This is a genomic window from Variovorax monticola (genome assembly GCF_051216855.1).
Classification (GTDB): Bacteria; Pseudomonadota; Gammaproteobacteria; order Burkholderiales; family Burkholderiaceae_C; genus Variovorax.
On sequence record NZ_JBPJZP010000002.1, the window covers coordinates 220818 to 242864 of the forward strand.

A 22047-nucleotide genomic window follows, 5' to 3' on the forward strand; every position below is an offset into this window, starting at 1 on the left:
ACAATTCATGTTTCAAAAGGCGCTGAGCACCCCATATCAGGCTTCGAGCAGGATGCGCAGCATGCGGCGCAGCGGTTCTGCGGCACCCCACAGCAGCTGGTCGCCGATGGTGAAGGCGCCGACGTACTCCGGGCCCATCGCCAGCTTGCGGATGCGGCCGACTGGAATGTTCATGGTGCCCGTCACCGCCACCGGCGTCAGGTCCTTCACAGTCGCTTCGCGGGTGTTCGGCACGACCTTCGCCCACGGGTTGTCGGCGGCGATCAGCGCTTCGATGTCGGCGACCGGCACATCCTTCTTGAGCTTGAAAGTCAGCGCCTGGCTGTGGCAGCGCATCGCGCCGATGCGCACGCAGAAGCCGTCGACCGGCACGGCGGCGGTGCCGAAGCCTGCGCCCTGGCCCAGGATCTTGTTGGTTTCGGCGCCGGCCTTCCATTCTTCCTTGGACATTCCGTCGCCCAGGTCCTTGTCGATCCAGGGGATCAGCGAGCCACCGAGAGGGGCGCCGAAGTTGGCGGTTTCAGCGGCGCTCAGGTTCTGCTGCTTGTGCAGCACCTTGCGGTCGATCTCGAGGATGGCCGACTTCGGGTCGTCCAGCAGGGCGCGCACTTCGGTGTTCAGGGTGCCGAACTGGGTCAGCAGCTCGCGCATGTGCTGCGCGCCGCCGCCCGATGCTGCCTGGTAGGTCATGCTGGTCATCCATTCGACCAGGCCTGCCTTGTACAGGGCGCCCACGCCCATGAGCATGCAGCTCACGGTGCAGTTGCCGCCGATCCAGTTCTTGCCGCCGTTGGTGAGCGCGTTTTGGATCACGGGGAGGTTGACCGGGTCCAGCACGATGACCGCGTCGTCCTGCATGCGCAGGGTGGAGGCGGCGTCGATCCAGTGGCCCGTCCAACCAGCGGCGCGCAGCTTGGGGAAGACTTCGCTGGTGTAGTCGCCGCCCTGGCAGGTGATGACGATGTCGCACTTCTTCAGTGCGTCGATGTCGTTCGCATCCTTCAGCGCGGTTTCGTTCTTGGCCATCGCGGGGGCCTTGCCGCCGGCGTTGGAGGTCGAGAAGAAGACCGGTTCGATGAGACCGAAGTCACCTTCGGCCTGCATGCGGTCCATCAGGACCGAGCCGACCATGCCGCGCCAGCCCACGAGGCCGACCAGAGGTTGAGATGCGTTCGCCATTTCCATTTGCCCTTTGAAAAAAGAAAAAATCTGTCTTTTCTTGCCCCCGACTCGTCGAGCCGGGGAGGGGCGTGACGAAGCGGGCTGCGGTTAGCCGGTAATCGTCTTTTTGGTGATCGCTGCTACGACCGCGTCGCCCATTTCGCGGGTGCCGACGCGCTTCGTGCCTTCCGACCAGATGTCGCCCGTGCGCAGCCCGGAGGCCAACACGTGCTTCACCGCCGACTCGATTCGGTCGGCAGCCTCGGGTTGGTTGAGTGAGAAGCGGAGCATCATGGCAGCGGACAGGATTGTAGCCAAAGGATTGGCAACCCCTTTGCCGGCAATGTCGGGCGCGCTGCCGTGGCTGGGCTCGTACAGGCCCTGGTTGCTTGCATTGAGCGACGCCGAGGGCAGCATGCCGATCGAGCCGGTGAGCATCGCGGCCTCGTCCGAGAGGATGTCGCCGAACATGTTGCCCGTGACCACCACGTCGAACTTCTTCGGCGCCTTCACCAGCTGCATGGCCGCGTTGTCGACGTACATGTGGTCGAGCTCGACGTCGGGGTACTCCTTGCCCACCTCGGTGACGATGTCCTTCCAGAACTGGAAGGTCTCCAGCACGTTGGCCTTGTCCACGCTGGTCACGCGCTTGCTGCGCTTGCGGGCCGCTTCGAAGGCGACGCGGGCGATGCGCTCGACCTCGGGGCGCGAGTAGCGCATTGTGTCGAAGGCTTCCTCGGCGCCAGGGAAATGTCCGTCCGTCGCGATACGGCGGCCGCGCGGCTGACCGAAATAGATGTCACCGGTCAGCTCGCGAATGATCAGGATGTCCAGGCCCGAGATCAGCTCGGGCTTCAGGCTCGACGCGTCCACGAGCTGCTCGTAGCAGATGGCGGGGCGGAAATTGGCGAACAGCCCGAGGTTCTTGCGCAGCCCCAGGATGGCCTGCTCGGGCCGCAGCGGCCGGTCGAGCTTGTCGTACTTCCAGTCGCCGACCGCGCCGAACAGCACCGCGTCGGATTCCTTCGCGAGCTTGAGCGTGGCTTCAGGCAGCGGATGGCCGTGCGCCTCGTAGGCCGCGCCGCCGACCAGCGCCGACTCCATCTCGAACTTCAGGTCGAGCACGTCGAGCACCTTGACGGCCTCGGCCACGATTTCGGTGCCGATGCCGTCACCCGGGAGAACTGCAATTTTCATTTTTGTCGTATGTTGAAGAGAGTGAAGAGGGCGCGCTCAGGCGTTGGCGAGCATCGTATGCGCGAGCCACGGCTTCTGGGCCAGGCGCTCGGCTTCGAAGGCCTTGATCTTGTCCTTGTGGCGCAGCGTGAGGCCGATGTCGTCCAGCCCGTTGACAAGGCAGTACTTGCGGAACGCTTGCACGTCGAACGCCAGCTCGCCGCCGTCCGGCTTCACCACCACCTGGCGCTCCAGGTCGATGGTCAGCGCGTAGCCCGGAAAGGCCAGCGCCTCGTCGAACAACTGCGCCACCTGGGCTTCGGGCAGCACGATCGGCAGCAGGCCGTTCTTGAAGCTGTTGTTGAAGAAGATGTCGGCGTAGCTCGGCGCGATGATCGCGCGAAAGCCGTACTGGTCGAGCGCCCAGGGCGCGTGTTCGCGCGACGAGCCGCAACCGAAGTTCTTGCGCGCCAGCAGCACCGAGGCGCCCGCGTAGCGCGGCTGGTTCAGCACGAAGTCGGGGTTGGGCTTGCGGCTGGCCGGGTCCTGCCCCGGAAAGCCGGCGTCGAGGTAGCGCCATTCGTCGAACAGGTTCACGCCGAAGCCGGTCTTCTTGATCGACTTGAGAAACTGCTTCGGAATGATCGCGTCGGTGTCGACGTTCTCGCGGTCCATCGGCGCCACGAGGCCCTTGTGCACGGTGAATTTCTGCATGTGATGTCTCCAGATCAGGCGAAGGTGCGCACGTCGACGAAGTGGCCATGCACCGCGGCGGCGGCGGCCATGGCCGGGCTCACGAGGTGGGTGCGGCCACCAGCGCCCTGGCGGCCTTCGAAGTTGCGGTTCGAGGTCGATGCGCAGCGCTCGCCGGGCTCAAGCCGGTCGGCGTTCATCGCCAGGCACATCGAGCAGCCGGGCTCGCGCCATTCGAAGCCCGCGGCCTTGAAGATGAGGTCGAGGCCTTCGCGCTCGGCCTGTTCCTTCACCATGCCCGAGCCGGGCACGACCATCGCCAGCTTCACGTTCTTCGCCACTTTCTGGCCGAGCTTCTTCACCACGGCAGCGGCTTCGCGCATGTCCTCGATGCGGCTGTTGGTGCACGAGCCGATGAACACCTTGTCGATGAAGATGTCGTTCATCGCCTTGTTGGGTTCCAGGCCCATGTAGACCAGCGCGCGTTCGATGGCGCCGCGCTTGCTGGCGTCCTTTTCCTTGTCGGGATCGGGCACGCGGCCGTTGATGTCGACCACCATTTCGGGCGAGGTGCCCCAGGTCACCTGCGGCGGGATCTGCGTGGCGTCGAGCTCGACCACGGCGTCGAACGCGGCGCCGGGGTCGGACTGCAGCGTGCGCCAGTAGGTGGCGGCCTGCTCCCATTCCACGCCGGTGGGCGCGAGCGGGCGGCCCTTGACGTAGCTGATGGTTTTTTCGTCCACGGCCACCAGCCCGGCGCGCGCGCCGGCTTCGATGGCCATGTTGCAGACCGTCATGCGGCCTTCCATGCTCAGGTCGCGAATGGCCGAGCCCGCGAATTCGATGGTGTAGCCCGTGCCGCCGGCGGTGCCGATCTTGCCGATGATGGCCAGCACGATGTCCTTCGCCGTGCAGCCCAGGGGCAGCTTGCCCTCGACCTTCACGAGCATGTTCTTCGCTTTCTTGCCCAGCAGCGTCTGCGTGGCCATGACGTGCTCCACCTCGCTGGTGCCGATGCCGTGCGCCAGTGCGCCGAACGCGCCGTGCGTGGAGGTGTGCGAGTCGCCGCACACCACCGTCATGCCCGGCAGCGTCGCGCCGCTCTCGGGGCCGATCACGTGCACGATGCCTTGGCGCTTGCTCAGGAACGGAAAGAACGCGGCGGAGCCGAATTCGGCAATGTTCTTGTCCAGCGTGGTGACCTGTTCCTTGCTGGTCGGATCGGCGATGCCTTCATAGCCGCGCTCCCAGCCGGTGGTCGGCGTGTTGTGGTCGGCCGTGGCCACGATCGAGCTGATGCGCCAGAGCTTTCGGCCGGCCTCGCGCAGGCCTTCGAACGCCTGCGGGCTGGTCACTTCGTGCACCAGGTGGCGGTCGATGTAGAGGATCGCGGTGCCGTCTTCCTCGGTGTGGACGACGTGTTCGTCCCAGATCTTGTCGTAGAGCGTGCGTGCCATGTCGGTCTCTTGTCTTTCGTGGGGAAATGGATTGTCTGTCCGCGGTCTAGGCCGCGAGTGGTTCTGTGGCGCCTGCCGAGTCGGCGGCAGCGTGCAGGTGGTTGACCAGCGAGCGCGCCGCCACCGGCAGCGTGGAGAAGTCGCGCGCCACCAGCCGGATTTCGCGGGCCGCCCAGGCGTCGTTGAGCGCCACGCTCACGAGGCCGCGGCCGATGCCGTTCTGCATCAACTCGAAGGCGCGATGCGGCATCACGCCGATGCCCAGGCCGTTTTCAATCATCCGGCACATGGCGTCCAGGCCCGTGACGTGGATGCGCAGCTTGACGCTGCGACCGGCGTTCAGCGCCGCCTCGTGCATGGCAACGTAGATCGAGCTGTTGGTGTGCAGGCCGACGTGGTCGAAATCGAGTGAATCGATGAAGTCGATGGCGCCCTGCGGTGCCAGTGCATGGCCCGTCGGAACGATGAGCGCCAGGCGGTCGTGCCGGTACGAGAGGCTCTGCAGCTCGCCCGCGCCGCCGGCCACGTGGCACACGCCGAGGTCGGCCGCGCCCTCCTGCACCGCGCGGATCACCTCGCTGCTGAGGTGCTCTTCCAGGTCGATCTTGATGGCCTCGTGCGCTCGCGTGAACACGCCCAGGTCTTCCGGCAGAAACTGCACGATGGCCGAAATGTTCGCGTGCACCCGCACGTGGCCGCGCACGCCGTCCGCGTACTCGCTGAGCTCGCCCTGCATCTTCTCCAGGCTGTAGAGCACCGAGCGCGCGTGGTGCAGCAGGCTTTCGCCGGCCGGCGTCAGGTCGACACCGCGCGCATGGCGGTAGAGCAGCGTGGTGCCCAGCGTGGCTTCGAGGTCCGACAGCCGCTTGCTGATGGCCGACGCCGCGATGAACTCGCGCTCCGCCGCGCGGCCGATGCTGCCCAGCTCGCACACGGCCACGAACAGCTGCAACGACGTGAGGTCGATGCGGCGTGCAAAGTTGCGTTCGGACGTGCTCATGGGACTGGATCAGGGCTTGGGCATCGCGTCTGGCGATGAGCTGGCTATTTTCTTATTGTTTTCACCGAGATGCCATCGCGATATGAGATGGCATTGCTGCCGGCTGGCGACGAGCGACGCTCCTACCGGATTCCGTAGGCCGTTCGCGCTATGGACGCAGTTCGGCCACGGGTCTCCAATGCCTGTCCGAGAGCGGCCGTGCACCCAGCGTCCAGGGGCGGCCTTTCGCAAGCGCTGTTTCGACGCAAGACAAATTCCACCGCCTCGCTCGCGCATCCGGCGCGGTGCGAGATCCCTCAGTCGATATTCCGAGGAATTCATCATGAGTGACATGGGCCACGGCGTCGTTGGCAGACGCGTCCAGGATTTCACCTCGCTGCTGCCGCTGCGCGCAGTCAGCTACGACCCTCAGGCGCTCGCCAGGTTGGCGGCGGACATGAAAGGCGAGGTCGACACCGTGAAGGACGGACCGGATCCGGAGGAAAACATCCTGGTCCCGGCGGGCTACACCTACTTCGGGCAGTTCGTGGACCACGACCTGACCTTCGACAGCACGTCGACCCTCGATCCAGCCAGCGGCAGCACACCCACCAACCTGCGCACGCCGCGCTTCGACCTCGACTGTCTCTACGGCGACGGACCCGATGCCCAGCCATTCATGTACGACCCGGCGGGCGAGAAGCTGCTGTTCAAGGACGATTCGCCGGACACCTCCTCTGGCGCGACAGCCGCCGCTGCGCGCGACCTGCTGCGCAACCCGAACGGCCGCGCCATCATCGGGGACAAACGCAACGACGAGAACTCGATCGTGAGCCAGTTGCAGCTCGCTTTCATCAAGTACCACAACGCCGTGGTCGACGAACTGAAGAAGCGTTCGCCTTCGACCTGGAGCGTGCCGCACCGGCTGTTCCCATCGGCGCGCAACGAGGTGCGCTGGACCTATCAGCGCCTGCTGATCGACGACTTTCTTCCGCGCATCGTGCACGCGGAAGTGCTTGGCGATCTGCAGCACCGCACGCCGACGGCACGTGCGCTCAACTACGCGCTGTACACGCCGAACAAGCGCGACAACCTGCCGCGCGAGTTCGTGGCGGCGGCCTACCGTTTCGGTCATTCGGGCGTTCGCACCGGCTACCGCATGAACGCCGGACTGAAGAACCGATTCAGCATCTTTCCTGCCAGCAACGACCCCACCCCGACGGCCGGTGCCGATAGCCTCCTCGGGTTCGACCCGATCACCAACAACCAGGTGATCGACGATTGGGGCCGCTTTTTTCCGTCTACCCTGCCCATGGTGCCGCCGGTCGAGCCTCGCAACGCCGCGGCGGGCACCGAGCCGGACGGTGCACTTCGGCTGCAGTTTGCCTACAAGCTCGACCCGACCCTGGTCGACCCGCTGGGTGTGCTGCCGCGTTCCCAGGTGGCCGGGGACGGCACGGCCGAGCAGGCCAGCGAGATGATCAAGCCCGCCGTGTTGCCGGACACCGAGGTCACGCCGCCCCGTCCGTCGCTGGCGTTGCTGAACCTGCTGCGCGGCGACAGCTACCGCATCGCGAGCGGCCAGGCCGTGGCTGCCGCGTTGCTGGCAGCGGGCTTGCCTTGCAAAGTGCTTCACAAGGAGCAGTTGGTTGTCCGCAAGCCCGGCGCCAAGGACGGCACGTTCAGGTTCCAGCGGATTGCCTCCGTCTTCGACGACGCCACGCCGCTGTGGTTCTACATCCTTGCGGAAGCGCAAGCGCCCATTGCAGCGCTGCACGGCCACAAGGAATTCAGCGAAGACGAGTTGCTGACCGGCGTCGGTGCAAAGTCGCAACTGGGCTGGGTCGGTGGCCGCATCGTTGCCGAGGTGTTCTACGGCTTGCTGGATGCCGACGAAGAGTCGTTCTTCAATGCGGCGCCTGCGGGCTGGACGCCCATGTTGCCCGCCGACGCACCGCTCGTGGTGCGCAGCCTGTTGCATTTTGCCGACCCGTCCAACGCCTGAACAACAAAAAGGCCTTCTAAGACGCCATCTGCCAAGCCATCGCCTTGCGCGCGAGCTAAAGCGCTCCGCACACAGCAAATATTCAACAAAAAAAATGCCAGTCAGTGCGCGACTGACTGGCATGGGCCCGAAGACAGCTTCGGGCGTGGGCGCAAGCCGCTCAGCGGGCCGAGATCGGCTTCACGTCACGCTTGGGCGAGCCTTCGAACAGCTGGCGCGGGCGGCCGATCTTGTACTCGGGGTCGCCGATCATTTCGTTCAGCTGGGCGATCCAGCCGACCGTGCGGGCCAGCGCGAAGATCGCGGTGAACAGCGGCACCGGGATGCCGATGGCGCGCTGCACGATGCCCGAGTAGAAGTCGACGTTCGGGTACAGCTTGCGCGACACGAAGTACTCGTCTTCCAGGGCGATCTTTTCGAGTTCCTTGGCGAGCTTGAACAGCGGGTCTTGTTCCAGGCCCAGCTCGGTCAGCACTTCGTTGCAGGTTTCCTGCATCAGCTTGGCGCGCGGGTCGTAGTTCTTGTACACGCGGTGGCCGAAGCCCATGAGCTTGACGTTCGAGTTCTTGTCCTTGACCTTCTTGATGAACTCGCCGATCTTCTCGACGCCGCCTTCCTTCTGGATGTCGTACAGCATGTTCAGCGCCGCTTCGTTGGCGCCGCCGTGGGCGGGGCCCCACAGGCAGGCCACGCCGGCCGCGATGGCCGCGAACGGGTTGGTGCCCGACGAGCCGCACAGGCGCACCGTGGAGGTCGAGGCGTTCTGCTCGTGGTCCGCGTGCAGGATGAAGATGCGGTCGAGCGCGCGCTCGAGCACCGGGTTCACCTTGTACTCTTCGCACGGCGTGGCGAACATCATGTGCAGGAAGTTGCCTGCATAGCTCAGGTCGTTCTTCGGGTACATGTACGGCTGGCCGATCGTGTACTTGTAGGCCATGGCCACGAGCGTGGGCATCTTCGCGATCAGGCGGATCGCGGCGATCTCGCGGTGCTCGGGATTGTTGATGTCCGTGCTGTCGTGATAGAAGGCCGACAGGGCGCCCACGAGGCCGGTCATGATGGCCATCGGGTGGGCATCACGGCGGAAGCCGCGCAGGAAGAACTGCATCTGCTCGTTCACCATGGTGTGGTTCGTCACCACCTTGGTGAAGTCTTCCTTCTTGGCTTGGTCGGGCAGCTCGCCGTACAGCAGCAGGTGACAGGTTTCGAGGAAGTCGCAGTTGGTCGCGAGCTGCTCGATGGGGTAGCCGCGGTACAGCAGCTCGCCCTTGTCGCCGTCGATGTACGTGATGGCCGACTGGCAGGCGGCGGTCGACATGAAGCCCGGGTCGTACGTGAACATGCCGGTCTGTGCGTACAGCTTGCGGATGTCGATCACGTCGGGGCCCACGGTGCCCTTGTAGATTGGCAGGTCGACGCTGTCGCCGCCGTTGCTGAACGACAGCGTGGCCTTGGTATCGGATGCTTTCATTTCGGTTTACTTTCAGAGGTGGATTCAGGACGAAGGAGAGATGACGGGGCGCTGCGCGCCGTCGGTGCGCATCAGCAGCAGCAATGCGACCACCTCGGCCCCGGCCCATTCGGGCTCGGGCTCCTTTCTTCGCAGAAGAAGGTCGAGGAGGTCGTTGTCCGACAGGTCCATCAGTGTCTCCATCGCTCCCGCCTGACCGTTGGTCATGTGGGATTCGTGCCGCTCGAAGAAGCGGGCGATGAACAGGTCGTTCTCGAGCAGTCCGCGCCGGCAGCGCCATTTCAGCTTGCTCAGCGCACGTTCGCTGAGCGGCTGGTCGGAGTCGGCGGCGGTTTGCATGGTGGCGTCTCTAGGCAATGAATCAGGGCTCAGATGGCGCGGCGCACCATCAATTCCTTGATCTTGCCGATGGCCTTGGTGGGGTTCAGGTTCTTCGGGCACACGTCCACGCAGTTCATGATCGTGTGGCAGCGGAACAGGCGGTACGGGTCTTCCAGGTTGTCCAGGCGCTCGGCGGTGGCTTCGTCGCGGCTGTCGGCGATGAAGCGGTAGGCCTGCAGCAGGCCGGCCGGGCCCACGAACTTGTCGGGGTTCCACCAGAAGCTCGGGCAGCTCGTGGAGCAGCTCGCGCACAGGATGCACTCGTACAGGCCGTCGAGCTCTTCGCGCTCTTCGGGCGACTGCAGGCGCTCCTTCTCGGGCGGCACGTTGTCGTTCTGCAGGTACGGCTTGATCGAGTTGTACTGCTTGAAGAACTGCGTCATGTCCACGATCAGGTCGCGAATGACGGGCAGGCCCGGCAGCGGCTTGAGCACGACCGTGCCCTTGAGCGTGTTCATGTTGGTCAGGCAGGCCAGACCGTTCTTGCCGTTGATGTTCATCGCGTCGGAGCCGCAGACGCCTTCGCGGCACGAGCGGCGGAACGACAGCGTCGGGTCCTGCGCCTTGAGCTTCATGAGTGCGTCGAGCAGCATGCGTTCGTGACCGTCGAGTTCGACCTCGATGGTCTGCATGTAGGGCTTGGCGTCCTTGTCCGGGTCGTAGCGGTAGATCTGGAATGTGCGCTTCATCGTGGTGACCTTGTGATGCTTTTACTTGGCTGACGGTTAGCCGTGGCTTAGAACGTGCGGACCTTCGGCGGAACCGAGGCCACGGTGAGCGGCTGCAGCTTGACCGGCTTGTACGAGAGGCGGTTGTCCTGGCTGTACCAGAGCGTGTGCTTCATCCAGTTGGCGTCGTCGCGGCCCAGCGGTGCGACCGGATCGTCCGACGGGCGCTCGTAGTCTTCCACCGTGTGGGCGCCGCGGCACTCCTTGCGGGCGGCGGCCGAGACCATGGTGGCCTGCGCCACTTCGATCAGGTTGTCGACTTCCAGTGCTTCGATGCGCGCGGTGTTGAACACCTTGGACTTGTCCTTCAGGCCGATCGCCTTGACGCGCTCGCGCACGGCGGCGATCTTGGCCACGCCTTCGTCCATCGAGGCCTGCTTGCGGAACACGGCGGCGTGCTGCTGCATGACCGCACGGATCTCGCCGGCCACGTCCTGCGCGTACTCGCCGGCGGTGCTGTCCTCGAGCTCGTTCAGGCGTTGCAGCGTGCGGTCGGCGGCGTTGGCCGGCAGCGTCTTGTGTTCCTTGAGCTTGTCGTTGAACTGAACGATGTGGTTGCCTGCCGCGCGGCCGAACACCAGCAGGTCGAGCAGCGAGTTGGTGCCCAGGCGGTTGGCACCGTGCACGCTCACGCAGGAGCATTCGCCCACGGCATAGAGGCCGTTCACCACGGCGCTGTTTTCCTCACCCTTCTGGATGACGACCTGGCCGTTGATGTTGGTCGGAATGCCGCCCATCTGGTAGTGAATGGTCGGCACCACCGGGATCGGCTCCTTGGTGACGTCGACGTTGGCGAAGTTGATGCCGATCTCGTAGACCGAGGGCAGCCGCTTGTGGATCGTGTCGGCGCCAAGGTGGTCCAGCTTCATGTGGATGTAGTCCTTGTTGGGACCGCAGCCGCGACCTTCCTTGATTTCCTGGTCCATCGAGCGCGACACGAAGTCGCGCGGCGCCAGGTCCTTCAGGGTGGGGGCGTAGCGCTCCATGAAGCGTTCGCCGTTGCTGTTGAGCAGGATGGCGCCTTCGCCGCGGCAGCCTTCGGTCAGCAGCACGCCCGCGCCGGCCACGCCGGTCGGGTGGAACTGCCAGAACTCCATGTCCTGCAGCGGAATGCCCGAGCGCGCCGCCATGCCCAGGCCGTCGCCGGTGTTGATGAAGGCATTGGTGGACGCGCCGAAGATGCGGCCCGCGCCGCCGGTGGCCAGCAGCACGGTCTTGGCCTGCAGGATGTGCAGGTCGCCGGTTTCCATTTCGAGCGCGGTCACGCCGACCACGTCGCCTTCGTCGTCGCGGATGAGGTCCAGCGCCATCCATTCGACGAAGAACTGGGTGCGGGCTTCGACGTTCTTCTGGTAGAGCGTGTGCAGCATCGCGTGGCCGGTGCGGTCGGCCGCGGCGCAGGCGCGCTGCACGGGCTTCTCGCCGTAGTTGGCCGTGTGGCCGCCGAACGGACGCTGGTAGATGGTGCCGTCGGGGTTGCGGTCGAACGGCATGCCGAAGTGTTCGAGCTCGTACACGACCTTGGGGGCTTCACGGCACATGAACTCGATCGCGTCCTGGTCGCCGAGCCAGTCGGAGCCCTTGATCGTGTCGTAGAAGTGGTAATGCCAGTTGTCTTCGCTCATGTTGCCCAGCGATGCGCCCACGCCGCCTTGCGCGGCGACGGTGTGCGAACGGGTGGGGAACACCTTGGACAGCACGGCCACGTTGAGGCCGGCGCGTGCCAATTGCAGCGAGGCGCGCATGCCGGACCCGCCGGCACCGACGATCACGACGTCGAACTTGCGCTTGGTGATTTGTTCTTTTGTGTAGGTCATGGTGGGATGTGAGGTCAGATCTTCCAGAGCACTTGAATGGCCCAACCCGCACAACCGACCAGCCAGACGATCGTGAAGATTTGCAGCACGAGACGGATGCCGACAGGCTGGACGTAGTCCATCCACACGTCGCGCATGCCGACCCACACGTGATAGAGCAGGGCGACGATGACGGAGAACGTCAGCACCTTCATCCACTGCGCGGCGAAGATGCCGGCCCACAAGTCGTAGCCGATGGGGCCGCGCGAGAAGATCAGTTGCGCGAGCAGGATGATCGTGAAGAGCGCCATCAGGCCGCCCGTGATGCGCTGGCTGAGCCAGTCGCGCAAACCGTAGTGCGCGCCGACGACGATGCGCTTGGAGCCGTAATTCACAGACATGGGGGCTCCTTTTCAGTAAAAGCCGAACAACTTGGCGCCGAGCACCACGGTGAGCAGGATGCTCAGGGACAGCGTGACCAGGGCAGAGCTGTGACCGAATTCCTTGGTGACCGCAGCGTGGCTCACGTCCATCCAGAGGTGGCGCAGCCCGGCAATGAAGTGGTGCAGGTAGGCCCAGATGAGCGCCAGCGCCACCAGTTTGAAGAACCACCCCGGAGCGAACCCGATGCCTGCGTTGAAGGCACCCTTGAACCTAGCGAACGAGTAGTCGGATGACAGCGAGGTGTCGAACATCCAGATGATGAACGGCAGCAGCAGGAACATGATCACGCCGCTCACGCGGTGCAGGATCGACACGATGCCCGCCGGTGGGAGCCGGTAGGTCCTGAGATCGGTGAAGGCGTTGATGTTGCGGAATTCGCGGCGCGGCGGCCTGGGGGGAGTTGCAAGCTCTGTCATGGGGAAAGTGCTTTCGTGGCTTGGAGACTTGTGGCTTGTTCTGAGAGCGAACGCTTTTGTTTCTTATGCGGAAATGCAAACAACGCAAAATTCTATTGCAATGCACCATCGGGCAGCGGATGCGCACGCGGCGGCGCACCGTTGCAGTCGGATGCTATTGACTTCGTAGCACGCCGCACAGCTTGTGTGCGCAAGTTGGCATGCCAGGTTTCGGCGTTCTTGGTCGACGGCATCGGCTCAGCCCAGTTGGTTCCTGTAGTGGTGCGTATCGGTGCGATAGAGCCCGCGGCGCAGCTCCATCGGCATGTCATGGTAGGTGTGTGCGACACGTTCCACACTCAGCAGGGGCATCTGGGCGGGCACGGCTAGCAGTTGCGACTGCTCGGCATCGGGCAGAACGGCGCGAATTCTTTCTTCCGCGCGCACCATGCGCACGCCGAATTCGGTCTCGAAGAGCGCGTACATCGGGCCGGGCCAGGCGCGCAGCCGCTCGGCAGTGAGGCCCTTGAAGGGCGTGCCGGGCAGCCACAGGTCTTCGAGGATGGTCGGCACGCCGCCGTACGCGAGCACGCGGCGCACCTGCAGCACTGCATCGCCGGTTCGCAGGCCCAGGGCGCGCGCCACGTCGGCCGAGGCGCGCAGGCGCTTGCAGTCGACGATGGTGCGCACCGCGGGGCCTTCGGTGCTCGGGTTGCCCGCGTCGGGCACGAGCTTCAGAAAGCGGTACTGCACGTGCTGTTCGGCATGCGTGGCGACGAAGGTGCCCTTGCCCTGGCGGCGCACCACCAGGTTTTCGGCCGCGAGCTCGTCGATGGCCTTGCGCACCGTGCCCTGGCTCACGCGGTAGCGCGCCGCCAGGTCCATTTCGCTCTGGATCGGCTCGCCCGGCTTCCACTCGCCCGCCTGCAGGCTCTGCAGGATCAATGTCTTGATCTGCTGGTAGAGCGGACTGAAGGACGGCGTCGTGGGCTCGTCGAGGGTGGTGGGCGTGTTCATGGCAGCGGTGGGGTGCGCCTTGGCAGGCCCCCGGAGGATATCTTATATAAGACATAAGACGGCCCTCATTGAATCGGCTTAAAATATTGCGGGTCTCGCGCTGCGGGAAGGTATTTCGTCCCGCAGGACCCCTGGCGCCCCACGAGAGCGCCAACACCGTTTTCACTACCTTCTGGAGTCTTCCCATGAGCAAAAAGCCCGTTCGCGTTGCCGTCACCGGTGCCGCCGGTCAAATCGGTTACGCCCTGTTGTTCCGTATCGCATCCGGTGAAATGCTCGGCAAAGACCAGCCGGTCATCCTCCAGCTGCTCGAAATCCCCGACGAGAAGGCCCAGAAGGCGCTCAAGGGCGTGATGATGGAGCTCGACGACTGCGCCTTCCCGCTGCTGGCCGGCATGGAAGCCCACGGCGACCCGATGACCGCCTTCAAGGACGCCGACTACGCCCTGCTGGTCGGCTCGCGCCCCCGCGGCCCCGGCATGGAACGTGCCGAACTGCTGGCCGTCAACGGCGCCATCTTCACGGCGCAAGGCAAGGCCCTGAATGCCGTCGCCAGCCGCAACGTCAAGGTGCTGGTGGTCGGCAACCCGGCCAACACCAACGCCTACATCGCCATGAAGAGCGCGCCCGACCTGCCGCGCAAGAACTTCACCGCCATGCTGCGCCTGGACCACAACCGTGCCGCCAGCCAGATCGCCGCCAAGACCGGCAAGGCCGTGGCCGACATCGAAAAGCTCACCGTGTGGGGCAACCACTCGCCCACGATGTACGCCGATTACCGCTTCGCCACCATCAACGGCGAAAGCGTCGCCAAGCTGATCAACGACCAGGAATGGAACGCCAACACGTTCCTGCCGACCGTCGGCAAGCGCGGCGCGGCCATCATCGAAGCGCGCGGCCTGTCGTCGGCTGCCTCGGCTGCCAACGCCGCCATCGACCACATGCGCGACTGGGCCCTGGGCACCAACGGCAAGTGGGTCACCATGGGCATCCCGTCGGACGGCCAGTACGGCATTCCGAAGGACACCATGTTCGGCTTCCCCGTCACCTGCGAAAACGGTGAGTACAAGCTGGTCGAAGGCCTCGAGATCGACGCATTCAGCCAGGAACGCATCAACAAGACCCTCGAAGAGCTGCAAGGCGAGCAAGCCGGCGTCGCTCACCTGATCTGAGCGAACCCGCCCGCATGCTCGACTGGAATCCCGCGCTCTACCGTCGCTACGAGGACGAGCGCACCCGGCCCGCACAGGAACTCCTGGCGCGGGTGCCGCTCACCGGGGCGGCCCGCGTGGTCGACCTCGGCTGCGGACCGGGCAATTCCACCGAGCTGCTGGTCAAGCGGTTCCCGGCGGCGCAAGTCGTCGGGACCGACAACTCCGAAGCCATGCGGGTCAGTGCGCGCGAGCGGCTGCCGCAGGCGCGCTTCGAGTTGAGCGACATCGCGACCTGGGCGCCGCGTTCGAAAGAAGAAGCGCCCGATCTCATTTACGCCAACGCGTCCCTGCAATGGGTGCCCGATCACGAAACGCTGATCCCGCGCCTGTTCGACGCGCTGGCCCCGGGTGGCGTGCTCGCCATCCAGATGCCCGACAACCGCCAGGAGCCCACGCACCGGCTGATGCGCGCGGTGGCGGCCGAAGCGCCCTGGGCCGAGCCCATCGGCAATGCCGACAAGCTGCGCACCGAGCTGCTGCCGCTGGGCGGCTATTACGACCTGCTGGCGCCCCAGGCTGCCAATGTCGACGTCTGGCACACGATCTATCAGCACCGCATGGCGGATGCCGCGTCCATCGTCGAATGGGTGCGCGGCACGGGGCTCAAGCCTTTCGTCGACCGCCTGTCGCCCGAACTGCAGGCGAGCTATCTGGCCGAATACGAACGCCGCGTGAACCAGGCCTGTCCGGCACGCGCCGACGGCAAGCGGTTGCTGGCCTTTCCGCGCATGTTCATCGTGGCGCAGAAGAACGCAGCATGACGAAAGCCGTACACCCCGGTGAGGTGCTGCTGGGCGCGCAGGCCGGCGCCGTGACGCTGCCCGTGTGCGACCACTACAGCGGCGTCGAAGCGCGCATGAGGAAGAGCCTCGCGCTCCAGGCCGAAATGGCCCAGGAGTTCGGTGCCTGCGTGTTCGACGTCACCCTCGACTGCGAAGACGGCGCCCCCGTGGGCGGCGAGTCTGAGCACGCCGCGCTCGTCACCGAGCTCGCGCTGGCCGCCGCGCCCGGCATGCGTGTCGGCGTGCGCGTGCATCCTGTCGACCACCCGGCGTTCGTCGGCGACGTGATCACCATCGCGGGCCGTGCCGCCGAGCGCCTGAGCCACCTGATGGTGCCGAAGGTCGAGTCGGTGGCCGACGTGTTGCAGGCCGTCGCGGCGCTCGACGCGGCCGATGCCGCCGCGCTGCCGCTGCACGTGCTCATCGAATCGCCGCTGGCCGTGCACAACGCCTTCGACATCGCCGCTCATCCGCGCGTGCAGTCCCTGAGCTTCGGCCTGATGGATTTCGTGTCGGCGCACGCCGGCGCCATTCCGGCCGACGGCATGGGCGCGGCAGGGCAGTTCAGCCACCCGCTGGTGGTGCGCGCCAAGCTGGCCATCGCATCGGCCGCGCATGCCTGGGGCAAGGTGCCTTCGCACTGCGTGGTCACCGAATTCAACGACACCGATGCCATGCGCACCGCGGCCCGCAGGGCGGCGACCGAATTCGGCTACACGCGCATGTGGAGCATCCATCCGAACCAGATTCGCCCGATCCTCGAGGCCTTCGCGCCCGACGAGTCGCAGATTCAAATTGCCACAAAAATCCTTGTAAAGGCGGCAGCCGCCGATTGGGCACCGACACAAATTGATGGCACATTGCACGACCGCGCGAGTTATCGCCATTTCTGGCAAGTTCTGACGCGCGCCCACGCAACAGGGCGCGCATTGCCCTCCGAGGCGAAAGCCTGGTTTGCATTCGCGGCCTCCTGAAACCATCCGAACCCAGCCTCAAGGAAACCCCTACATGAAGAAAATTGCCCTGATCGCCGCTGTTGCACTGGCATTGCCGTTCGCCGCCATGGCGCAGAACGCCACCCCCGCCAAGCCCGCAGCCAAGGCGGACGCCAAGAAGGCGCCTCCCAAGCGCCAGGTCACCCGCAAGGCGGCCAAGGCTGTCGAGGAAGTCACCCCCATCGGCGACGACACCAACATCGTGCTCACCGACGCCGACCTGGCCGTTGCCCAGCGCGTGTCCATCGGCAAGGCCCAGTGCGAACTCGGCGCCGACGTGACCGTGACGCCCGACGAGAAGAAGCCCGGCTTCTTCAACATCAGCACCAAGGGCCAGAAGTTCCGCATGCACCCGGTCGAAAGCCGCACCGGGGCCATCCGCCTCGAAGACCCGCGTGCCGGCGCCATGTGGCTGCAGCTCGGCAACAAGTCGATGCTGATGAACCAGAAGGCCGGCCTGCGCATTGCCGACGAATGCCAGACCGACGCGCAAGTCGCGTTCGCCGCCGAAATGAAGAAGAACCCGCCGAAGGCCCTTTTCGAAGGTGCGGACGGCGCGAAGTAAGCGTACCGACCAACGGGGCGCGGCGCGGCTCTTGCTTGACCGCTGGGGCCGCCTCGCTCGCCCGTCAGACCAGTTTCCGGAGAAAAAAAGATGTTGCAAGCCTACGTTGACCATGTTGCCGAACGCGCCGCGCTCGGTATCCCGCCGCTGCCCTTGAGCGCGAAGCAGACCTCTGAAGCCATCGAGCTCCTGAAGAGCGCGAACGCCAAAGACGGTGCCTTCCTGCTCGATCTGCTCACCTACCGCGTGCCCGCCGGCGTCGACGACGCCGCCAAGGTCAAGGCGAGCTATCTCGCGGCCGTGGCCCACGGCACCGAGAAGAGCGAGTTCCTGTCGCGCGCCCGCGCCACCGAACTGCTCGGCACCATGCTCGGCGGCTACAACATCAGCCCCATGATCGACCTGCTCGACGACGCTGAAGTCGGCGCTGTGGCGGCCGAAGGCCTGAAGAAAACCCTGTTGATGTTCGACCAGTTCCACGACGTCAAGGAAAAGGCCGACAAGGGCAACGTCCACGCCAAGGGCGTGCTGCAAAGCTGGGCCGATGCCGAGTGGTTCACCAGCCGCCCCGAAGTGCCGCAGAGCATCACCGTCAGCATCTTCAAGGTGGCTGGCGAAATCAACACCGACGACCTGTCGCCCGCACCTGACGCCACCACGCGTCCCGACATCCCGATGCACGCGCTGGCGATGCACAAGAACGCGCGCCCCGGCATCGTTCCCGAAGAAGACGGCAAGCGCGGCCCGGTGAAGTTCATCGAAGACCTGCGCGCGCGCGGCCATCTCGTGGCCTACGCCGGCGACGTGGTCGGCACGGGTTCGTCGCGCAAGAGCGCCACCAACTCGGTGCTGTGGTTCACCGGCGAAGACATTCCCTTCGTTCCCAACAAGCGTTTCGGCGGCGTCTGCCTCGGCGGCAAGATCGCTCCCATCTTCTACAACACCATGGAGGACTCGGGCGCACTGCCCATCGAGCTCGACGTGGCGCAAATGAACATGGGCGACGTGGTCGAACTGCGCCCCTACGAAGGCAAGGCGCTGAAGGATGGCAAGGTCATCGCCGAGTTCACCGTCAAGAGCGACGTGCTGTTCGACGAAGTGCGCGCCGGCGGCCGCATTCCGCTGATCATCGGCCGCGGCCTCACCACCAAGGCGCGCGAAGCGCTGGGCCTGCCCGTGTCGACGCTGTTCCGCCTGCCGACCAGCCCGGTCGACACCAAGAAGGGCTTCTCGCTCGCGCAGAAGATGGTCGGCCGCGCCTGCGGCCTGCCCGAAGGCACCGGCGTGCGTCCGGGCACGTACTGCGAACCCAAGATGACCTCGGTCGGCTCGCAGGACACCACGGGCCCGATGACGCGCGACGAGCTGAAGGACCTGGCTTGCCTGGGCTTCTCGGCCGACCTCGTGATGCAGTCGTTCTGCCACACGGCGGCGTACCCCAAGAAGGTCGACGTCAAGATGCACCACGAACTCCCCGAGTTCATGGCCAACCGCGGCGGCGTGTCGCTGCGTCCGGGCGACGGCGTGATCCATTCGTGGCTCAACCGCCTGCTGACGCCCGACACTGTCGGCACCGGCGGCGACAGCCACACCCGTTTCCCCATCGGTATCAGCTTCCCGGCAGGTTCCGGCCTGGTCGCCTTCGCGGCCGCCACCGGCGTGATGCCGCTGGACATGCCTGAATCGGTGCTCGTGCGCTTCAAGGGCAAAATGCAGCCCGGCGTGACGCTGCGCGACCTGGTCAACGCCATTCCGCTGTACGCCATCAAGGCGGGTCTGCTGACCGTGGCCAAGCAAGGCAAGAAGAACATCTTCTCGGGCCGCATCCTCGAAATCGAAGGCCTGCCCGACCTGAAGGTGGAACAAGCCTTCGAGCTGAGCGACGCTTCGGCCGAGCGCTCGGCCGCCGGCTGCACGGTGCACCTGAACAAGGAGCCGATCGCCGAGTACATCAACAGCAACATCACGCTGATGAAGTGGATGATTGCCGAAGGCTACGCCGACGCCCGCACGCTGGCCCGCCGCATCGCAGCCCAGGAAGCCTGGCTGGCCGACCAGCAACTGCTCCAGGGCGACCCCGACGCCGACTACGCCGCCGTCATCGACATCGACCTGGCCGAGATCCACGAACCCATCGTGGCCTGCCCGAACGACCCCGACGACGTGAAGACGCTCAGCGACGTGGCCGGTGCCGTGATCGACGAAGTGTTCATCGGTTCGTGCATGACCAACATCGGCCACTTCCGCGCCGCATCGAAGCTGCTCGAAGGCAAGCGCGACATCCCGGTCAAGCTGTGGATCGCACCGCCCACCAAGATGGACGCGCAGCAACTCACCGAAGAAGGCCACTACGGCGTGTTCGGCAATGCCGGTGCCCGCACCGAAATGCCGGGCTGCTCGCTGTGCATGGGCAACCAGGCGCAGGTGCGCGAAGGCGCCACGGTCATGTCGACCAGCACGCGCAACTTCCCCAACCGCCTGGGCAAGAACACCAACGTGTACCTCGGCTCGGCCGAACTGGCCGCCATCTGCTCGCGCCTGGGGCGCATCCCGACCAGGGAAGAGTACATGGCCGCCACGGGCGTGCTCGATGCCTCCAGCGCGCAGATCTATCAGTACCTGAACTTCGACAAGATCGACGACTACAAGGTGAGCGAAACCGCAGCGGCCTGCTGATCCGCCCGGCGCCCTGCCCATGAAAAAGCCCCGCTCTGCGGGGCTTTTTCTTGGGCGCTGGCCTGTGCCGGCCACTCAGGCCGGCGGCATGTTGGCCTTCAGATATTCCTGGCCCTTGAGCACCATGGCGGCCCCGACCGGGCCGCCCACCGCATGCGGCAGCGAGGTCAACAGGGAGCTGGCGAAGTCGCCCCCGTAGAGCTTGGCGCCCTGGTGCGTCAGGTTCGAGTTGGCGTCGATGTAGACCGACTCGCCCAGCCCCGACCACAGGCGGCAGAACCCATAGTCTTCCGAGAGATAGCGACGCGTCTGCGGATCGACCATGACGTCGAAGAAGCGGTAGTGCAGGCCCAGGTCGGCGTCGCCGATGCCGTCGGGCACGTAGCGCAAGTCGGGGTAGCTCGCCATCAGCCGTTCGAACACCCCGCGCTTGATGGCCATGAAGCCCGTCGGTGCCTCGGTCATCTTCATGAAGCCGTCGGGTTGCACGTCGAGTTCGACCTTCCCGCTGGCCGGCGACGCCTTTGCATTGACCGTGTAGCGCGTGAACGTGGCGTCGAACTGCTGGCGCGTGGTGCCCGCAGGCACGCCCTCGGAGGGCCAGTTGTCCCGCTTCAGCGGGTACACGCCGGCGGCGATGTCGTAGTCGGCCAGCAGCAGCCGGAACGCCGCCTGCGCGGAGAACCCGATGTCGGCGTCGATCCAGAACAGATGGGTCCAGTGCGGGTTGGCCAGGAACTGCGCCACGCAGTTGTTGCGCGCCCGGGTCACCAGGCTTTCGCCCTGGTGAAACAGCACCTGCAGGCGCATGCCGGCACGCTCGGCCTCGATGGCGAAGTTCATCATCGACGCGACGTAGTTCTGGAAGAACTTGCCGTCGTGGCTCGGCGTGACGATCACGGGAAAGAACCGGGGGAGGGCGGCGGGTTCGAGCATGAAAAAGGTCCGGTTATCGAGCGGGGCGCTGCAGGAGCGCCAGCAGCAGGGCGTTGTAGACCGCGGTGGTTGCGGGGTTGCCGGGCAGGTAGCGTGCGATCAGGCCGCGCTGGCGGTCCCGGTAGGCCGGCGCCTGCGCCTGCGCATCGTGCGTGTCGATGGCCTCGAGCAGGCGCGCGCAGCCGCCGGCCACGTCGTTGCCCTCGTAGAAGTAGCCGAGGTCGGCGCACAGGTGCGCGTTGTGCACCAGTGCGTAGCCCTGCCAGCAGGTCTCCAGATAAAAGTAATTGAGCGGGTTCTCCCACTGGTGCGAGACCACGATGTCGGTGTTCTGCGCCAGGAACACGGGTGTCTCGTGCCGGCCCAGGAACACGGCCTTGTGCTGGCGCACCAGATCGAGCTGGTTCATCAGCGAGATGAACTCCATGTTGCCCGTGGCCATGCGCTCGGCGTTGGTGACCTGCAGCAGCTCGATGGCCTCGGGCCGCGCGCGATACGCCAGCTCGGCGATGAGCACCGGGTAGAGGCAGAACTTCACCACGTCGATGTTGGGCTCCATGACGCTGAGCCTGCGCGGGCCGCTGCGCGGCTGGTAGACGCCTGCGTCGGGCATGGCGCGGGTGCGTTCGTCCAGGAACACCGGGCTCCACACAAAAGGCACGGCGCGCGCTTCGGCGCGGCGCAGCACCTCGAAGTACGGCTGGTTGATGTGCGCCACCTGCGGAACCATCCAGATGTCGTCGTAGCGCGGGTTCACGAAGAGGCTGGAGCCCCAGAGCGGCCTGTCGAACAGCACCGACTCCATGGCTTGCACGTATTCGGAACCGCAGCAGTACGACACCAGCCGCGCACCGCAGCGCTTGAGGTGGTCGGTTTGCGCCGCATCGATTTGGCCGCCGAGTTCGATCAGCACGTCCACGCTGTCCTTGGCCGCTTCGAAGTCCAGGGTGGGCCAGCGTGCCTGGTCCCACGGCAGGGCGGGGGTGACGGGGGTGGCGGTGGTGTTGACCAGCACCACGGACTCGACGGCGGGGCAATGCTTCAGCGCCTCCGCGAGGAACACGGCGTTTTGCTTGATGCCGTTGTTCCACAGGGATTCGGCCTCGTGGTGGAGGCCGATGGTGATGCCGACGCGAAGCCTGGCTGCAGAATTCATCTCATTGCTTTGCAATTGTT

Annotated in this window: 20 protein-coding genes; 6 read left to right on the forward strand and 14 right to left on the reverse strand. The window is 65.3% G+C overall.

Features of this window, described 5'->3' with window-relative positions:
* Nucleotides 1–36: 36 nt before the first annotated feature.
* The 5 genes from asd to ACSFA5_RS06355 all read right to left on the reverse strand — a co-directional run bounded on the left by asd (nucleotide 37) and on the right by ACSFA5_RS06355 (nucleotide 5487).
* Complete coding sequence (gene asd / locus ACSFA5_RS06335; RefSeq protein ID WP_435443184.1) at nucleotides 37–1179, reverse strand: aspartate-semialdehyde dehydrogenase; 1143 nt, start codon at nucleotides 1177–1179, stop codon at nucleotides 37–39.
* Nucleotides 1180–1269: 90 nt separating this feature from the next.
* A complete protein-coding gene (gene leuB / locus ACSFA5_RS06340; RefSeq protein WP_435443185.1) occupies nucleotides 1270–2358 on the reverse strand; it encodes a 3-isopropylmalate dehydrogenase in 1089 nt (362 codons plus the stop codon).
* 36 nt (nucleotides 2359–2394) lie between these two features.
* A complete protein-coding gene (gene leuD, locus ACSFA5_RS06345; RefSeq protein WP_435443186.1) occupies nucleotides 2395–3051 on the reverse strand; it encodes a 3-isopropylmalate dehydratase small subunit in 657 nt (218 codons plus the stop codon).
* Between the two features lie 14 nt (nucleotides 3052–3065).
* Nucleotides 3066–4487, reverse strand: a complete 1422-nt coding sequence (leuC, locus tag ACSFA5_RS06350; RefSeq protein WP_435443187.1) for a 3-isopropylmalate dehydratase large subunit — start codon at nucleotides 4485–4487, stop codon at nucleotides 3066–3068.
* A gap of 46 nt (nucleotides 4488–4533) precedes the next feature.
* Complete coding sequence (locus tag ACSFA5_RS06355) at nucleotides 4534–5487, reverse strand: LysR substrate-binding domain-containing protein (protein WP_435443188.1); 954 nt, start codon at nucleotides 5485–5487, stop codon at nucleotides 4534–4536.
* Between the two features lie 322 nt (nucleotides 5488–5809).
* Between ACSFA5_RS06355 and ACSFA5_RS06360 the strand changes: the two genes are divergently transcribed.
* The gene (locus tag ACSFA5_RS06360; protein ID WP_435443189.1) at nucleotides 5810–7471 is read left to right on the forward strand and encodes a peroxidase family protein; all 1662 of its coding nucleotides are present in this window, start codon (nucleotides 5810–5812) and stop codon (nucleotides 7469–7471) included.
* A gap of 160 nt (nucleotides 7472–7631) precedes the next feature.
* Here ACSFA5_RS06360 and gltA read toward each other — a convergent pair whose 3' ends face one another.
* The 7 genes from gltA to ACSFA5_RS06395 form a co-directional block, all read right to left on the reverse strand.
* Entirely contained in the window at nucleotides 7632–8942 is a 1311-nt protein-coding gene (gene gltA, locus ACSFA5_RS06365; RefSeq protein WP_435443190.1) for a citrate synthase, read from the reverse strand.
* A gap of 24 nt (nucleotides 8943–8966) precedes the next feature.
* Nucleotides 8967–9281: an FAD assembly factor SdhE gene (locus tag ACSFA5_RS06370; RefSeq protein WP_435443191.1), complete on the reverse strand. Its 315-nt coding sequence runs from the start codon at nucleotides 9279–9281 to the stop codon at nucleotides 8967–8969.
* A gap of 29 nt (nucleotides 9282–9310) precedes the next feature.
* Nucleotides 9311–10012, reverse strand: a complete 702-nt coding sequence (locus ACSFA5_RS06375) for a succinate dehydrogenase iron-sulfur subunit (RefSeq protein WP_187108365.1) — start codon at nucleotides 10010–10012, stop codon at nucleotides 9311–9313.
* A gap of 47 nt (nucleotides 10013–10059) precedes the next feature.
* Entirely contained in the window at nucleotides 10060–11868 is a 1809-nt protein-coding gene (gene sdhA / locus ACSFA5_RS06380) for a succinate dehydrogenase flavoprotein subunit (RefSeq protein ID WP_435443192.1), read from the reverse strand.
* Nucleotides 11869–11882: 14 nt separating this feature from the next.
* Nucleotides 11883–12248: a succinate dehydrogenase, hydrophobic membrane anchor protein gene (gene sdhD / locus ACSFA5_RS06385; protein ID WP_093124152.1), complete on the reverse strand. Its 366-nt coding sequence runs from the start codon at nucleotides 12246–12248 to the stop codon at nucleotides 11883–11885.
* A gap of 12 nt (nucleotides 12249–12260) precedes the next feature.
* Complete coding sequence (gene sdhC, locus ACSFA5_RS06390) at nucleotides 12261–12707, reverse strand: succinate dehydrogenase, cytochrome b556 subunit (protein ID WP_435443193.1); 447 nt, start codon at nucleotides 12705–12707, stop codon at nucleotides 12261–12263.
* A gap of 237 nt (nucleotides 12708–12944) precedes the next feature.
* A complete protein-coding gene (locus tag ACSFA5_RS06395; RefSeq protein WP_435443194.1) occupies nucleotides 12945–13703 on the reverse strand; it encodes a GntR family transcriptional regulator in 759 nt (252 codons plus the stop codon).
* A gap of 185 nt (nucleotides 13704–13888) precedes the next feature.
* Here ACSFA5_RS06395 and ACSFA5_RS06400 point away from each other — a divergent pair, with 185 nt between their 5' ends.
* The 5 genes from ACSFA5_RS06400 to ACSFA5_RS06420 all read left to right on the forward strand — a co-directional run bounded on the left by ACSFA5_RS06400 (nucleotide 13889) and on the right by ACSFA5_RS06420 (nucleotide 19935).
* The gene (locus tag ACSFA5_RS06400; protein WP_435443195.1) at nucleotides 13889–14875 is read left to right on the forward strand and encodes a malate dehydrogenase; all 987 of its coding nucleotides are present in this window, start codon (nucleotides 13889–13891) and stop codon (nucleotides 14873–14875) included.
* A 14-nt stretch (nucleotides 14876–14889) separates the two neighbouring features.
* Entirely contained in the window at nucleotides 14890–15678 is a 789-nt protein-coding gene (tam, locus tag ACSFA5_RS06405) for a trans-aconitate 2-methyltransferase (RefSeq protein WP_435443196.1), read from the forward strand.
* Nucleotides 15675–16673, forward strand: a complete 999-nt coding sequence (locus ACSFA5_RS06410) for an HpcH/HpaI aldolase/citrate lyase family protein (protein ID WP_435443197.1) — start codon at nucleotides 15675–15677, stop codon at nucleotides 16671–16673. Before tam ends, ACSFA5_RS06410 begins: the two co-directional genes overlap by 4 nt.
* Before the next feature lie 34 nt (nucleotides 16674–16707).
* Nucleotides 16708–17259, forward strand: a complete 552-nt coding sequence (locus ACSFA5_RS06415; protein WP_435443198.1) for a hypothetical protein — start codon at nucleotides 16708–16710, stop codon at nucleotides 17257–17259.
* A 90-nt stretch (nucleotides 17260–17349) separates the two neighbouring features.
* Nucleotides 17350–19935 carry a bifunctional aconitate hydratase 2/2-methylisocitrate dehydratase gene (locus tag ACSFA5_RS06420; RefSeq protein ID WP_435443199.1) on the forward strand — a complete coding sequence of 862 codons (2586 nt, stop codon included), beginning with the start codon at nucleotides 17350–17352 and terminating at the stop codon, nucleotides 19933–19935.
* 75 nt (nucleotides 19936–20010) lie between these two features.
* Here the strand turns inward: ACSFA5_RS06420 and ACSFA5_RS06425 are convergent, their stop codons facing one another.
* Together ACSFA5_RS06425 and ACSFA5_RS06430 are read right to left on the reverse strand one after the other, a co-directional pair.
* The gene (locus ACSFA5_RS06425; RefSeq protein WP_435443200.1) at nucleotides 20011–20871 is read right to left on the reverse strand and encodes a hypothetical protein; all 861 of its coding nucleotides are present in this window, start codon (nucleotides 20869–20871) and stop codon (nucleotides 20011–20013) included.
* Between the two features lie 13 nt (nucleotides 20872–20884).
* Nucleotides 20885–22027 carry a DUF2827 domain-containing protein gene (locus ACSFA5_RS06430; protein WP_435443201.1) on the reverse strand — a complete coding sequence of 381 codons (1143 nt, stop codon included), beginning with the start codon at nucleotides 22025–22027 and terminating at the stop codon, nucleotides 20885–20887.
* Nucleotides 22028–22047: the final 20 nt, after the last annotated feature.